The 13,638-nt window shown below is 65.9% G+C and carries 14 protein-coding genes; 9 read left to right on the plus strand and 5 right to left on the minus strand.

Annotation, left to right across the window (positions count from 1 at the left end; genetic code table 11):
* Positions 1 to 82: 82 nt before the first annotated feature.
* Positions 83 to 889, plus strand: coding sequence for a class I SAM-dependent methyltransferase (locus BN60_RS06830; protein ID WP_020695265.1), 807 nt, complete (start codon positions 83 to 85; stop codon positions 887 to 889).
* Between the two features lie 140 nt (positions 890 to 1,029).
* A complete protein-coding gene (locus tag BN60_RS06835) occupies positions 1,030 to 1,596 on the plus strand; it encodes a TIGR00645 family protein (RefSeq protein WP_020695266.1) in 567 nt (188 codons plus the stop codon).
* A 10-nt stretch (positions 1,597 to 1,606) separates the two neighbouring features.
* On the opposite strand, the gene BN60_RS06840 is transcribed toward BN60_RS06835, so the two are convergent.
* Both BN60_RS06840 and BN60_RS06845 read right to left on the minus strand, forming a co-directional pair.
* Positions 1,607 to 2,464: an ABC transporter substrate-binding protein gene (locus tag BN60_RS06840; RefSeq protein ID WP_215905886.1), complete on the minus strand. Its 858-nt coding sequence runs from the start codon at positions 2,462 to 2,464 to the stop codon at positions 1,607 to 1,609.
* Positions 2,465 to 2,713: 249 nt separating this feature from the next.
* On the minus strand, positions 2,714 to 4,270 hold the full coding sequence (locus BN60_RS06845) for a gamma-glutamyltransferase family protein (protein WP_020695268.1): 1,557 nt from the start codon (positions 4,268 to 4,270) through the stop codon (positions 2,714 to 2,716).
* Positions 4,271 to 4,367: 97 nt separating this feature from the next.
* Between BN60_RS06845 and BN60_RS06850 the strand changes: the two genes are divergently transcribed.
* Genes BN60_RS06850 through BN60_RS06870 form a run of 5 tightly spaced genes read left to right on the plus strand, consistent with a single transcriptional unit; the run spans position 4,368 to position 8,692 of the window.
* Positions 4,368 to 4,913: an RNA polymerase sigma factor gene (locus tag BN60_RS06850; RefSeq protein WP_148283336.1), complete on the plus strand. Its 546-nt coding sequence runs from the start codon at positions 4,368 to 4,370 to the stop codon at positions 4,911 to 4,913.
* 50 nt (positions 4,914 to 4,963) lie between these two features.
* The gene (locus BN60_RS06855) at positions 4,964 to 5,491 is read left to right on the plus strand and encodes a hypothetical protein (RefSeq protein ID WP_020695270.1); all 528 of its coding nucleotides are present in this window, start codon (positions 4,964 to 4,966) and stop codon (positions 5,489 to 5,491) included.
* A 1-nt stretch (position 5,492) separates the two neighbouring features.
* On the plus strand, positions 5,493 to 6,032 hold the full coding sequence (locus BN60_RS06860; RefSeq protein WP_020695271.1) for a Spy/CpxP family protein refolding chaperone: 540 nt from the start codon (positions 5,493 to 5,495) through the stop codon (positions 6,030 to 6,032).
* Positions 6,033 to 6,045: 13 nt separating this feature from the next.
* On the plus strand, positions 6,046 to 7,602 hold the full coding sequence (locus BN60_RS06865) for a DUF1800 domain-containing protein (protein WP_020695272.1): 1,557 nt from the start codon (positions 6,046 to 6,048) through the stop codon (positions 7,600 to 7,602).
* Between the two features lie 10 nt (positions 7,603 to 7,612).
* On the plus strand, positions 7,613 to 8,692 hold the full coding sequence (locus tag BN60_RS06870) for a DUF1501 domain-containing protein (protein ID WP_020695273.1): 1,080 nt from the start codon (positions 7,613 to 7,615) through the stop codon (positions 8,690 to 8,692).
* A gap of 2 nt (positions 8,693 to 8,694) precedes the next feature.
* Here the strand turns inward: BN60_RS06870 and BN60_RS06875 are convergent, their stop codons facing one another.
* From BN60_RS06875 to BN60_RS06885, 3 genes are all read right to left on the minus strand, one after another.
* Entirely contained in the window at positions 8,695 to 10,173 is a 1,479-nt protein-coding gene (locus BN60_RS06875) for an MFS transporter (RefSeq protein ID WP_020695274.1), read from the minus strand.
* Between the two features lie 59 nt (positions 10,174 to 10,232).
* Entirely contained in the window at positions 10,233 to 11,405 is a 1,173-nt protein-coding gene (locus BN60_RS06880; RefSeq protein WP_051150098.1) for an SAM-dependent methyltransferase, read from the minus strand.
* Positions 11,406 to 11,532: 127 nt separating this feature from the next.
* On the minus strand, positions 11,533 to 12,372 hold the full coding sequence (locus BN60_RS06885; RefSeq protein WP_148283337.1) for an EipB family protein: 840 nt from the start codon (positions 12,370 to 12,372) through the stop codon (positions 11,533 to 11,535).
* Here BN60_RS06885 and BN60_RS06890 point away from each other — a divergent pair.
* Positions 12,371 to 12,877, plus strand: a complete 507-nt coding sequence (locus BN60_RS06890) for a L,D-transpeptidase family protein (protein WP_043284991.1) — start codon at positions 12,371 to 12,373, stop codon at positions 12,875 to 12,877. The two genes, BN60_RS06885 and BN60_RS06890, sit on opposite strands and share 2 nt — an antisense overlap.
* Before the next feature lie 8 nt (positions 12,878 to 12,885).
* Positions 12,886 to 13,593, plus strand: coding sequence for a ligase-associated DNA damage response endonuclease PdeM (gene pdeM, locus BN60_RS06895; protein WP_020695278.1), 708 nt, complete (start codon positions 12,886 to 12,888; stop codon positions 13,591 to 13,593).
* The last annotated feature ends 45 nt before the right edge of the window (positions 13,594 to 13,638 follow it).

Consider the following 13,638-nt stretch of genomic DNA (forward strand, 5'->3'; position numbering starts at 1 on the left):
TCGACTGCGTGCGTGCCGCGTTCTGGCTTTCTGCGGGGGCGCGGTGCCTCAATGACATCGGTTCGGATCGGGAGGGCGACCCATGGTTGAAGCCTCGCGTCACGATGCATGGCAGGCGGGCGAAAGCTACGATGCCTATATGGGCAGGTGGAGCCGCAAGGTCGCACCTCGCTTCCTCGACTGGCTAGCTGCGCCGGAGGACCGCAACTGGCTCGATATTGGCTGCGGTACCGGGGCGCTCACGGCCGCCATTCTCGCGCAGTGCAAGCCAACGAGCTTGCTGGCCATCGACCCTTCCGACGGCTTCGTCGCAAAGGTGCGAGCAGGCATTCCCGACAAGCGCGCCGAGTTCCGGGTCGGCGATGCCCAGGCGGTCGAGGTGGAAACGGACAGCCGCGACGTCGTGGTATCGGCCCTGGTGCTGAACTTCGTTCCCGACCGGCGCAAGGCGCTCGCGGAGATGAAGCGCATCGTCCGGCCGGGTGGAACGATCGGCTTCTATGTCTGGGACTATCCCGGCGGCGGCATTGAGTTCGTGCGTGCCTTCTGGCGCGCGGCGGTGTCACTCGACCCTGCGGCGCAGGACCTTACCGAGGACAGACGCTTTCCTTTCTGCACGCCGAAGGGCCTGGCCGAGTTGGCAGCCGATGCCGGTCTCGGGCTAGTGAGCTGCGCGCCGATCGAAGTGCCGACGGTCTTCAGCGACTTCGACGACTACTGGCGGCCCTTCACCTTGGGGGCGGGGCCGGCGCCGGGCTACTGCGCGAAGCTGGCGCCGGACGCTCGGGAGAAGTTGAGGCAGAAACTGCAGGACAGCGTCCCGTTGCGGGCCGACGGCGCAATCCCATTCAAGGCGAGAGCCTGGGCGGTTCGCGCGGCCTTCGACTGAGGTTCGCGGAGGCAGCGGGCGGTTCCACCGTGGCTAGAAATTAAGGTTCGTGAACGGCGTTGCACACCTGTTGCAAGGCGGCCTGGGATTGGCCATATCCGGTCCTCCGATCCACTTATCAACTGACGGAATCCCCCCCCATGACGCCCGCCGAGGCCACTGCACCGATCCGTGATCCCAGAAGCCTGCGTCCGATCCCGCGTCTGATCTTTGCGTCGCGATGGCTGCAGCTTCCGCTCTATCTGGGCCTGATCGTTGCGCAATGCGTCTACGTCTTTCTGTTCCTCAGGGAACTGGTTCACCTGGTGCTGCACAGCCCCAGCGTCACCGAGCAGCAGGCCATGCTGATCGTGCTGGGTCTCATCGACGTGGTGATGATCTCCAATCTCCTGATCATGGTGATCGTCGGCGGCTACGAGACCTTCGTGTCGCGGATGCAGCTCAATCGCCATCCCGACCAGCCGGAGTGGCTGAGCCATGTCAACGCCAGCGTGCTCAAGATCAAGCTCGCCATGGCAATCATCGGCATTTCCTCGATCCATCTGCTGCGGACGTTCATCGAGGCCGGCTCGCTCGGCAAGCCCGACTCGGCTTACACCGAGGCAGGCATCATGTGGCAGACCATCATTCACGGCCTGTTCATCCTTTCCGCCGTCGGCATCGCCTTCGTCGACAGGTTGAGCCAGTCGCCCAACGGCAAGCACTGAGGCTGGAGCGCTATCTGATCGTGTAGCGCTCGACGACCTTGGGTACGCGGCTCGTGCCGTCGAAGCAGACGATCTCGGCTTCGTGGGCCATGTTGCCCTTGCCGTCCGACTTGTAGGTCGTGACCAGCCCTTTGTAGCTGTCACGATCGAGAGCGCCACGGACGGCGCTCGGCGTGACGGTCTGCTTCGCCTTCTTGAGGTCGGCGACAATCGTGGCCAGCATCCCGACGGCGTCGTATTGGGCGGCCGCGAACGCGTCGGGCTCGGTCTTGAAGGCAGCGCGGTAGGCGTCGGTGAACGCCTTCATCGGGCCGCTGGTCGCCGAAATCGGCGAGGCTGCAGTTTCGGCGCATACACCCTTCAGTTCGGCGGGTTCGAGCAGCGCGGCCGTCGCGGGTTGGTGCATGGCCGAGCCCGCGACGACCGGCAGGTCGGGGAAGAGCTGTCGCGCCTGGCGGACAGCCAGCACCGTCGAGGCGGCATGCAGGTGCAGCACGATCACGTCGGCATTGGCGCCCTTGGCGCGAGTGAGAGCCGCTGTCAGGTCGTTGGCGGACGGCGCAACGCTCTGCTCGAGCACCGGCGCGGCTTTGAGGTCGGCGAGCGTCTTTGCGAGCTGCTCGCGGCCCGACTGGCCGTAGGCGGTGCTCTGGTAGATCACGGCGGGCCGCTTGGCGCCGAGCTTCTCGACCACGTAGCGGGCGTGCGCCACCTTCACTGTCGAATCGCTAGGGAAGAAGCGGAAGAAGTAGGGGTTGCCCATCTCCGACAGCCGCGCCGTTCCGGAAACGGTGAGCAGGGGCACACCGACAGCCTGTGCGAGCGGCATCAACGCCAGCATTTGCGTGCCGAGGATCGGGCCCACCACGGCGAGTGGCGGGGGCGCCGACCGCCCGTTCCCAGGCCGTTACGGCAGCCTCGGGGGTCGCCTGCGTGTCGAGCACGCGCGTCTCGATCTTCACGTCGCGGAGCTGGCGCTCAGCCAGAATCGCACCGTTGCGCTGGCTCGTACCTTCCAGCGCAACGAAGCCCGTGAGCGGAACGAGCACGGGAAGCGAGACATCGGCCTTTTGCGCCGCAGCCGGAGCCGCGAGCGCAAAAGACATCAATGCCGCGGCTACTGCGCGGCGCCGCCGGCCCATGGCGACATGATCTCGTTCATGCCGGTCAGTTCGCCGGTTTTGGGATCGCGCACGATGCAGGACGGGTTGGCGAAGCCCAACGGCGAGACCGGATTGTCGACCTCGACCATCGGCAGCTTGGCGGCAATCGCCTTCTTCACCGCATCCGGCAGATCGCGATTAACCCGGATCGGACCGACGCCGGACACGTCGATGCGCGGCTGGTGGAAGGCTGCTTCGACGTCCATGCCGCGGTCGACCATCATCAGCGAAAGCTGCGTCACCGCCGGCACGATGCGCCGGCCGCCCGAGGCGCCGATGCAGAACCACGGCTTGCCATCCTTCTCGACGACCATCGGGCAGATGTTGCAAAGCGGCTTCTTGCCCGGGGCAATCGAGTTTGGCCGGTTGGGCTCGGGGTCGAACCACAGCATGCCGTTGTTCATGGTGATGCCGGTCTTGGGCAGCATCACGCAGGAGCCGAACAGTGACATTAGCGTTTGCGTCAGCGCCACCATGTTGCCTTCGGAATCGGCGGCGCAGAAATGCGTGGTGCAAGTGTTGGTCGGCTTGTCGCCCAAGGTCTTCAGGCGCTCGTCGTAAGCCTTGTGCATGCCTTCGGCGATGGCGGCGAAGAACGCAGCATCGGGCGCACCCTTGCCCTTGGTCCCGGCACCTGCGAGTTCGATGGTCCGGCGCAGGGTGGGGCCTGCTGTCAGGCCGCCCGCGACGTTGATCGTCACGCCATTGTGCTCGAACGACAGCGGCTCGACGATCTTGGCCTCGAAGGACTTGAGATCGTCTAAGGAGATGGTGGAACCGCCGGCCTGCAGGTCGGCCACGATATCGCGGGCCAAGCTGCCTTCGTAGAATTCGCGCGGGCCGCCCTCGGCCAGTCGCCGCATCGTCTCGCCGAGATTGCCGAGCTTGATGAAGCGTTGCGTGCCGGCCCAGTCGTGGGCGGGAACGCGGCCGTCGTCGCAGAGATAGTTTTCGCGCGACGCCGGGAACTTGGCGAGGTGCTTGGCGCCGTTGGCGATCATCACCTGCATGTACCAGTCGAGCTCCATGCCGCGCTGGGCAAGCTCGACGCCGGGCTGCAGCACGTCTTTCCACTTGAGCGAACCGAAGCGCTCCAGCGCCTTGGCAAGACCGGCGACCATGCCGGGAACGGCGATCGAATGGTAGCCGACCTCGTTGCGCTGATCCTCGATGTCGGGCCAGGCGAAAGGGTTGGCGGGGCCGGGGCCCACGATCTTGTAGACCGACGGATCGAGCTTCTTGGCCGAGACTGGGCCGTAATCGACTGTCCAGGCGCGGCCTTCCTTGGCGCTCCAGATCGTCATGAAGCCGACGCCGCCGATGCCGCTCATCCAGGGCTCCAGCGCGCCGATGGCCATGCCGGTGGCGACCGCCGCGTCGATGGCGTTGCCACCCTTGCGCAGGATCTCGGCGCCGACCTCCGCTGCCTTCACATTCTGCGCAACGACCACGCCCTTGCCGCGAACCGCGTGCTTGGTGAATTTCAACTGCCGTGTCAGCGATTCGCTCATCAACAACGCTCCTGGATTGGTGGCGGGACTTTAGCGGGACCGCTTTTGGCCACAAAGCCTGTTAGACTGCAGGGCGGACCGGCGAGAAAGAGTGCAGGTGGCGGACCTCAACCAGATCGACCTGCAGGCGCTCGTGAGAGGCGACAAGCGTAGCTGGGACGCTTTTGTCGCCGCGGCAGCGCCGCTGATCAACGCCATGGTGCGCCGCGCTCTCGCGCCCTACGGACTGGGCGAGGAGGATGTCATGGACGCCGCCCAGGACGTCTTCGTTCGGCTCTGCGCCCAGGATTTCCGCCTCCTTAAGACCTACGATCCGGCGCGGGCCGGTTTATCCACATGGGTGGCCGTGGTTGCCCGGTCGGCGGCCATCGACCATGCGCGACGCCGGCGCCGTCCCACTCAGCCGATCGACGAAGTGCCGGAGTCCGCGCTGGGCGTCGAGGACCGGCATGTCGAAAAACTCAAGATTCCTCAAGGGCTTCTGACCGAACGTCAAACCCTCATCCTGAAGTATCTCTACGACGAGGAGCGCGAGGTTGCCGATATTGCGCAGCTCCTGAAGGTCGATCCGCAGACGGTGCGCAGCACCCAGCACCGCGCTTTGGTCCGGTTGCGCGCATATTTCCGCGAAGGGACCGGCTGAGTCGGGGATGAAACCGGACTTTCTAACGTATTGTGAGCCAGGAGAGTGCGATGAGCACGCAACGTAACGACTTACCCGCGAGCGACAAGGAGCTGTGGCACAGCCTCGATGCCAATGGCGCCGCCCAGCGGCCGGTCGACGACATGGAATTCGCGGCCTGGATCGAAGGCCGGCTGGACGAGGCCGAAATGGCACGCCTGGAGGCTTCGGTGGCGGCCGATCCCGATATGCGGCGCGCTGCCCTCGATATTGCCGACATCCTGGGCAAGCCCTTGCCCGACGCGCCGGAGCGTGTCGTCGTGCAGGCGCGTGCGCTTGTTGGTTTTGAAGCCGAGCGCAGGCTTGCCGGCAAGGGATTTGGAGACTGGCTGCTGAACTGGATGGCGCCTTCGACCCTGCGGCCTGCTGCCGTGACCATGGCGGCGATCGCCATTGCAGTCGGCGGCTTTACGATGGGCGGCGGGCTCGGCGCGTCGTTCGCGCAACAGCAAAGTGATGTGAACGGCATCCAAAAGGCCAGCTCAAGGTCGGAGGTCTCCACCGACATCAGCGAATTCTTCACGTCCGACGGGATCTGACATGAGCTCGCGTCTGCTTCAGCTCCTGCTGATCTTCTCGCTTCTATTGAACAGCTTCGTCATCGCGGGATTCGTATACAGGGGCTGGATCGCGCCGCCGACCGAAGTCGGGCTGGCCCCGCCGCCTCCGCCTCCGCCTCCGCCATCCGGGTCAGCACCGCGGCCCGGCCCGCTCGAAGTCGTCACGCGCGAGCTCGACCTCGACCAAGGCCAGCGCGAAGTGTTTCGCAGCCTGATCGAGCAGCATGCCGCCAAGCGCCGCGAACGCCTGCAGGAGATCCACCGGGATCGCGAGCAGGTCGCCGCCGAAATGCGCCGTCCTCAGCCCGACCTGGCGAAGGTCGAGGGCCTGATCGACCGTGTGAGCGAGCTGCGCGGCGAGCTGATCAAGGAAAACCTGCGCACCTTGGCGGCATTCGAGCCGAAGCTGCGGCCAGAGCAGCGCGAGCGCATGTACGTGATCTTTGCCGATCGCTTCGCCGGCGTGTCGTCAACACCGCAGCGTCCGCGCGAGCAGGCGGCACCGCGTCCGCCCCAGTAGCAGGAGGCATCGCATGGCCTTCCCTCTCAGCCGTCGTGGGTTCGTGGGTGGCATTGCCGCGCTTTCCACCGGCCTGTGGTCGGCATCGCCAGCTCGCGCCGCCGCAACGATGGACTTCGACGAGGCAAGGCATCTTCTGTCGCGCACGTCATTCGGCGCCACGCCGGCCGAGATCCATGTCTTCGAGCAGTTGGACTACGCCGCTGCCGTCGACCGTCTGCTCGGCAATGTCCGGCGCACGGCCGGGACGCCGGGGCCGCAGTGGCTGAACCAAGGGCCGGCCGAAGTACGCCGGCAGCAGCAGGCGGCCGAAGCGCAGCGCAAGGAAGGCGTCGACGGCAGGAAGCTCGAGATCGTGCGGCCGATCCAGGAGCAGGGCCGCGAACTCAAGAACTGGTGGATCGAGGAGATGCTTGCGACCGACCAGCCGCTGGTCGAACGCATGGTGCTGTTCTGGCACAACCATTTCACCTCCTCGATGCTGAAGGTGCGCTACGCGCCCGCGCTGTTTAGGCAGAACGCCCTGTTCCGCCGCGAGGCGCTGGGCAACTACGCGACCCTCCTGAAGGAGGTGGCGCGCGACCCGGCGATGCTGATCTACCTCGACGGCATGCGCTCGGTGGCGCGTCAGCCGAACGAGAATTTTGCCCGCGAACTCCTGGAACTCTTCACCCTGGGCGAAGGCCATTACACCGAAGCCGACATCAAGGCCGCGGCACGCGCCTTCACCGGCTGGTCGGTCAATCGCGAAACCGGACAGTTCATCGAGCGCCAGGGGCAGCACGACGACGGCGAGAAGACCTTCCTCGGCAAGACGGGCCGTTTCGGCGGCGAAGAAATCCTCGCGATCCTGCTCGCGCATCCACGGACGGCCGAGACCATTGTCCAGAAGATGTGGCTGGAGTTCGTGTCGCTGAAGCCCGACCCGGCCGAGGTCAAGCAGCTGGCAGCCGATTTCCGCCGCGGCGGCTACGAGATCAAGCCGCTGGTGCGCGCAATGCTATTGTCGCCGGCGTTCCGCGATCCCGCAAACCGTGGCGCGCTGATCAAATCGCCAGTCGACCTGATCGTGGGCAGCGTCCACATGCTCGGCCTGCCGGTACCGGAGAAGACCGGCCTGGTACGCATGCTGCAGGGGCTGGGGCAGGTGCCGTTCGACCCGCCCAACGTGAAGGGCTGGCTGGGCGGCGAAAGCTGGATCACCACTTACACCTTGCTGCTCCGCCAGCAGTTCCTGCGGCGCATGATCGAGGCCACCACGGTGGCGTCGATGGAGGGCGGCATGATGATGGCGCCGCGGCCCAATCGCCGCGCCGATCGCAAGCAGCAGATTGCGGGCGAAGACGGCACCGTGCAGATGCAGATGGCGGAGCGCCGGCCAGTCGAGGGGCGCAGCCTGCGTAACGCCGGCGTCGAAGTGCGATTAGGGCCGACATTGACGGGTGTCGACAGCGCGACCCTCGTGCGCACGCTGCTGCCGCGCCAGCCTATCGATTCGGTCGATGCCTCGGGCACGCCGGGCGCCGCCGTTGCCGCGGCGATGCTCGATACGGCCTATCAGCTCAAGTGAGGAGGGGACGATGAGCCGGATCCTGCTCCTGGTCGAACTGAAGGGCGGCAACGACGGGCTGAACACCCTGGTGCCCTATGCCGATGCCAAGTATCGGGAATTGCGGCCGGCCATCGGCGTGCCACGGGAACGGGTGATCCAGCTCGACGAAAAAGTCGGGCTCCACGAAAAGCTGCTGCCGCTGATGGAGTCATGGAAGGCGGGTGACCTCGCGATCGTGCAGGGCGTCGGCTATCCCTATCCCAACCGCTCGCACTTCCGCTCGATCGAGATCTGGGACACCGCGTCGGCGTCGAGCCAGACGCTGAGCGAAGGCTGGATTGCACGGTCCTTCGAGGGCGTCAGCCTGCCCAAGGGCGCGGGCGTGGACTGCATCGTGGCCGACACCAATGCGCTGCCCTCGACCGGCCCCGAGCTGCGCACCATCGTGATGCAGGATGCCGAGAACTTCCTGCGCCAGGCTCAGAACCTCAAGGACGCGCAGGACATGGGCGATGGCGGCAATCCGGCTCTGCGTCACCTGCTGGCCGTGCGACACGAGATCAATGCCGCGGCGGCGGGCCTGCGCGACAAGCTGCGCGCGGCGGCGGCACCGGCCGAAGCCTACGGGCAGGAGTTCCTGCTCGGCCGCCAGCTCGATGTTGCGACCAGGGTGATCACCTCGAAGGTGCCGGTCGTGGCGATCAAGGTGGCGCTGGGCGGCTTCGATACGCACGCCAACCAGACGCCGACGCAGGAGCGCCTGCTGGCCTATCTGGCGTCGAGCCTAGCCACTTTGCGGCACAATCTGATTGCCGCCGGTCGCTGGGACGACGTCGTCGTGATGACCTATTCGGAGTTCGGCCGGCGCGCCAGGCAGAACGCCAGCGCCGGCACCGACCATGGTACTGCCGCACCGCAGTTCGTCATGGGCGGCGCCGTGAAAGGGGGGCTGCACGGCGCCTATCCGTCGCTGCATGACCTGCAGGATGGCGACCTCAAGCACGCGGTCGATTTCCGCAGCGTCTTCGCCACCGTGGCGCAGGGATGCTGGGGCCTGCAGCGCGACTACGGACTGCGCCAGCCCCAGAAGCTCGGCTTTCTCGCCTGACCTCAGGCGGCCGCGCCGGCGCGGCGGCCCAGGATTTCGTCGCGCACCGCGCCGCGTTCGGATTCGATGCGGATGTACCAGATCAGCAAGGCGGCGATGATTTTGATCGCGACCGGCAGCATGATGTAGACCACGATCAGCGCCGTGCTGCTGTACTGGCCCATGCCGGGGTTGAAACCCAGCATGGCCGCCACGGGCAGCGATCCTGCCGCGCCGATGGCGGTAGCCAGCTTGGTCGACAGCGCCCACAGGCCGAAATAGGCGCCGGTGTCGCCGCGCGTGTCCTTGCCCTCGTCGGAGTTGATGATGTCGGCCAGGACCGACGGAGGCAGGCCATAGTCGGCGCCGATGCCGAGGCCGGTGATGATGGCGATGGGCACGAACCAGACGAAATCGCCGGCGCCGAGGAAGACGGCGAGCAGCATTGCGGCCGCGGTCATCACCATTGCGATGAACCAGGCGGCGGTCTTGCTGAGCCGGCGCGACAGCATCAGCCACAAGGGCACGCTGAGGGCGGCGGAGCCGAAATAGACCAGCAGGATGATGCCGGCCTGCAGCTTGTCGCCCTTCAAGACATGCTCGACGTAGAACAACATCACCGAAACGGCGACGCCGAGCGCCGAGCCGTTGACGATGAATACGAGCAGCAGACGGCGGAACAGCTTGTTCTTCATCGGTGCGAAGAACGGCACGAGGGTCTTGAGCGTGAAGCTCTTGTCCATGTTCTGCGTCGGCCGGGCGAGCCAAGGCATCAGCCCGACCAGCCAGTTCCGGAAATAGCGGACATGGGTCTCCGGCTCCTCGCGGACGACGGGCGGATGCACCGACGGCGGCGACCAGATCAGCGTCGGCAGGGCGAAGAGGATGGCGATGGGGATGAAGATCAGCCCCATATAGACGTAGCCTGCGTGGTCGCCGAGTTTCGCCGTGAAGTAGGTCGGCAGCACCACGGCCAGGGTCATGCCCAACAGTCCGAACACCTCGCGGCCGACGGTGACGCGCGTCCGCTCATTATAGTCGTCGGTGAGTTCCGCGCCGTGGGCGTGGTAGCTGATCGAAACGCCGGCATAGCCGAGATGGACGACGAACAGCGCGACGAACAGCCAGGTCGCGAGCAGCCCCGGCTGCGATAACAGCGACTGCGGCGGATGGAACAGCATGTAGAAGCCGCCGATCAGCAGCGGCAGCATCAGCGCCACGAAGGTCAGCCGCCCGCGCGGACCGCGATGGGTGAACTTGTCGCTGATCAGGCCGATGACGGGATCCTGGATTGCGTCGATCACGCGTGTGGCGATGAAGATCAGGCCCATGATCCCCAGGGGCACCTTGAGGACCTCGCCATAGAAATGGCTGACGTTCAGCACCACCGGCAGGGCCGCCATGTTCAGGGGGAGCTGATTGGTGGAGTAGGCGACCAGGCGGTCGAAACTCAATCTCACGGACGTCGTCATCGTGGCGATGCCGGACTTGGGCGCATGCACGCGGGTTTTGCCTTCCTGTTCGGCACACCTTCGAGCGGCGGGCCCTTTGTTGCCGACAGTTATATATGCCTGAAATGCGCCTGCAAAACGTCTGTGCGCCGGGTCGAGAAGCCTGCGGCACAGTAGGCCAGGTAATACCGCCACATCCGGCGGAACCGCTCGTCGAAGCCCATCCGACCGACCTGGTCGGCCGCCCGGTCGAACCGTCCCAGCCAGGTTTCCAGGGTCCGCGCATAGTCCAAGCCGAAACTATACATTTCGGCGACCTTCAGCCCTGCCTGTCGGCATTGCTCGCGCAGGCTGGCCGGCGAAAGCAGCATGCCGCCGGGAAAGACGTAGGTCTGGATGAAGTCGGGCTGGCGGCGGTAGCGCTCGAAGAAGTCGTCGGCGATGACGATCGCCTGCACGATCGCCGAGCCACCGGGGGCGACATGCCGCTTCAAGGCCGCGAAATAGTCGGGCCAGTAATGCTCGCCCACGGCCTCGATCATCTCGATCGAGACGATGTGGTCGTAGCGTCCCTGGATATCGCGGTAGTCGCAGAACTGCAGGTCGACCTGGTCGGCGAGCCCGGCGCGCTCCAGGCGGGCGCGTCCATAGTCGAGCTGCTCCTTGGAAATCGTCACGCCGGTGACCCTCATGCCGCGGCGAGCTGCGACCTCGGCGAAGCCACCCCAGCCGCAGCCGATCTCGAGGATGCTGTCGCCCTGGCGGGCGCCCAGCCGGTCGAGGATGCGCTCGTACTTGGCGATCTGCGCCGCTTCCAGCGGCTTGCCTTCCTCGCCCTCGTAGAGGGCGGAGGAGTAGGTCATCGAGGGGTCGAGCCAGAGGCTGTAGAACTCGTTGCCGAGGTCGTAGTGGGCGTGGATGTTCTTCTTCGATCCCTCGCGCGTGTTGGCATTCCGGCGGTGCAGCAGCCTGCGCATCAGGGTGTGCAGTGCGCCGGTGCGGCTTACCTTGCTAAGCGCCTTTTCGTTGGCGGCGAGCAGGCGAATCAGGGCCGGCAGGTCGGGCGAATCGCAGAAGCCTTCCATGTAGGCTTCGGCAAAGCCCATATCGCCGTCGATCAGCACCAGGCGGAAGAATCGCCAGTCCTTCACGTCGACTTCGGCATGGGGGGCAGCCTCAGGGCCGCCGAAGACATGCACACGACCATTAGGGAGCCTCATGGTGAGGCGGCCAAGGGACAGTCGATCCAGAGCTTTCAGGACGAAGCGGGCAGCGAGCGGCATAGCGGTAAAAATCTCGCCCGCTTCGGTTTCGGATGCAAGACCCGGCGGCCTCAGACCTCCTCGGGATACGGTGAGTTTTGCTTGTGCAATCGATTGCGCGAGGGCCGGCTGGCCCGTCCCAGGCTAGTCAGGAACGGGGGCAGGTCGCGGCCGGCCGCATTTCCAGGGACTGCAGGTCGGCGGTGACGGTCAGCAGCCCGGTCTCGACGGTGAGCCGGTCCAGCACGCCGTTCTCGAGGACCTGGGCCGAGACGGCGAACAGCGGCTTCTGTGCCTGCTGCCGGCCGCGCGTGAACGTCATGTAGACGGGCCAGGATTTGACCTTGGGGAGGGCGACGGGCTTGTCGGCAGGGCGCGATCCGCGCAGCCGGCCATCCTCCAGCTCCGTCACGTCGATCAGGAAGACGTCGCTCATCACTTCGGTGTCGAACATGAGGGCGGGGAAGGCGGCAGCCTTGGCCTTCAGTCGCTCGATCAGGTGGTCGATGGCGGCGACCGGCATCAAGGTCGGCGGCGGCAGGGTGAACTGGGCGGGAGGCCCTTCGGGGTAGGCGATCTCGGCACGGATTTCCTTCTCGGATTTCTGGACGCGCCCCTTGGTCTCGCGCGCACTGCCGTTCTGGACCTGCACGGTCCGGTAACGCAGCGCATTGCCCGTGCGCAGCTCCTGGGCATCGAGTTTGGAGGAAAGGTTCATCTTCCAGGAGGCGGTGAGTGCGATCTCCGTCAGGATGTCGCGCTTGAGGTGCCAGCCGGCGCAATCCTGCGTCAGGTCCTGTACGGCCGTGCCGATGCGGGGCGCATTGGCTGCCGCGCCCAGCCGAAGCGCATATTCGGCGCGATGCGGCTGCATCTGAGCGAAGGCGCCCGATGGTGCGACGGCCAGGGCCGCGAGGGCAAAACACACAAGTCGACGCATGAGACCACCTTGCGCACGGGGCTGGGACAGGTCAATCGTGCGCGCCATGAATTGGCGGGAGATCGTGGCGGGATTCTGGCGCGGATTCGCGCCGCCGGCAGTGGCGCCTGTGATGGTGCCGGAGGCGGAGCAGGCCGATCTCGTGGAAGTGTACAAGAGCGCGCGTCGCATGCTGCTGAAGCGCCAGGGCAGGGTCTTGAAGGAATATCGCATTGCTTTGGGATTCGCGCCGGAACAGCACAAGGAACGGGAAGGCGACGGCCGCACGCCCGAAGGCAGTTACACGATCGATGCCCGCAATCCCCGCAGCTCCTTTCATCTGTCGCTGCGCGTCTCCTATCCCGACGACCGCGACAAGGCGCATGCCGCGGCGTTCGACGTACCGCCCGGCGGTGACATCTACATCCACGGCCTGCCCAATGGCTGGCGCAAGCTCCGGACACCTCACCCGGTGTGCGACTGGACGACCGGATGTGTGGCCGTCACCGATCCGGAGATCCGCGAGATCTGGTCCCTGGTGCCGACCGGGGCGCGGGTCGTGATCTATCCATGAGGTTGGCCATGACGTCGGCCATGAATGGTCTTGAGTTCACTTGCGCGGGCGAGACGCTGCAGGCGCTGCCGATGGGGGCCCTCTACTGGCCCACGGAACGGCTGCTGGCGGTTGCCGATCTGCACCTGGAGAAGGGTTCCTCCTATGCCGTCAATGCCCGCAAGCTTCTGCCACGACACGACACGCGCCAGACCCTGGATGCGCTCACCGCCCTGATCGACACGATGCGACCGCGGACCGTGGTTTGCCTCGGCGATTCCTTCCACGACCGCGACGCCGTTGCCCGCCTGCCCGAAGAGGAGCGGGCCGGGATCGAGCGGCTTGCCGCCCGGGCGCGCTTCGTATGGATCGCCGGCAACCACGATCCCGCGCCGCCGCCCGCCGGCTGGGGCGATGTCGCGGAAGAGATCGATCGCGGCCCCCTGGTATTTCGCCACGAGGCGCAGTTCGGTCCGGCCGACGGTGAGGTCTCCGGCCACTTTCATCCCGTGGCAGCGCTTACGGTGCGTGGCCGCGGCCTGCGGCGGCGCTGCTTCCTGACCGACGGCAGGCGCCTGATCCTGCCGGCCTTCGGCGCCTATGCCGGCGGCCTCAATGCTCTCGATCCGGCAATTGCCCAGCTCTTCCCGGACGACTACGACGCCCTGGTCGTCGGCCGCGACACCGTGCGCCGCCTGTCGTGGCGGCGCCTGCGGCCGGACGCGACGCTGGGCTAGCTGTGAGCTTTCAATAGGTTGTCCATCCGGCTCTGACCGAGGAAG

It is taken from the genome of Reyranella massiliensis 521, from assembly GCF_000312425.1.
In the GTDB taxonomy this organism is placed as follows: domain Bacteria; phylum Pseudomonadota; class Alphaproteobacteria; order Reyranellales; family Reyranellaceae; genus Reyranella; species Reyranella massiliensis.

Excerpts from the sequence above, each read along its gene's own strand:
- BN60_RS06830 (WP_020695265.1), top strand. The coding sequence starts at position 83 with ATGGTTGAAGCCTCGCGTCACGATGCATGGCAGGCGGGCGAAAGCTAC.
- BN60_RS06835 (WP_020695266.1), top strand. The coding sequence starts at position 1,030 with ATGACGCCCGCCGAGGCCACTGCACCGATCCGTGATCCCAGAAGCCTG.
- BN60_RS06845 (WP_020695268.1), bottom strand. The coding sequence starts at position 4,270 with ATGAGCGAATCGCTGACACGGCAGTTGAAATTCACCAAGCACGCGGTT.
- BN60_RS06855 (WP_020695270.1), top strand. The coding sequence starts at position 4,964 with ATGAGCACGCAACGTAACGACTTACCCGCGAGCGACAAGGAGCTGTGG.
- BN60_RS06860 (WP_020695271.1), top strand. The coding sequence starts at position 5,493 with ATGAGCTCGCGTCTGCTTCAGCTCCTGCTGATCTTCTCGCTTCTATTG.
- BN60_RS06865 (WP_020695272.1), top strand. The coding sequence starts at position 6,046 with ATGGCCTTCCCTCTCAGCCGTCGTGGGTTCGTGGGTGGCATTGCCGCG.
- BN60_RS06870 (WP_020695273.1), top strand. The coding sequence starts at position 7,613 with ATGAGCCGGATCCTGCTCCTGGTCGAACTGAAGGGCGGCAACGACGGG.
- BN60_RS06880 (WP_051150098.1), bottom strand. The coding sequence starts at position 11,405 with ATGCCGCTCGCTGCCCGCTTCGTCCTGAAAGCTCTGGATCGACTGTCC.
- BN60_RS06890 (WP_043284991.1), top strand. The coding sequence starts at position 12,371 with ATGAATTGGCGGGAGATCGTGGCGGGATTCTGGCGCGGATTCGCGCCG.
- BN60_RS06885 (WP_148283337.1), bottom strand. The coding sequence starts at position 12,372 with ATGGCGCGCACGATTGACCTGTCCCAGCCCCGTGCGCAAGGTGGTCTC.
- pdeM (WP_020695278.1), top strand. The coding sequence starts at position 12,886 with ATGACGTCGGCCATGAATGGTCTTGAGTTCACTTGCGCGGGCGAGACG.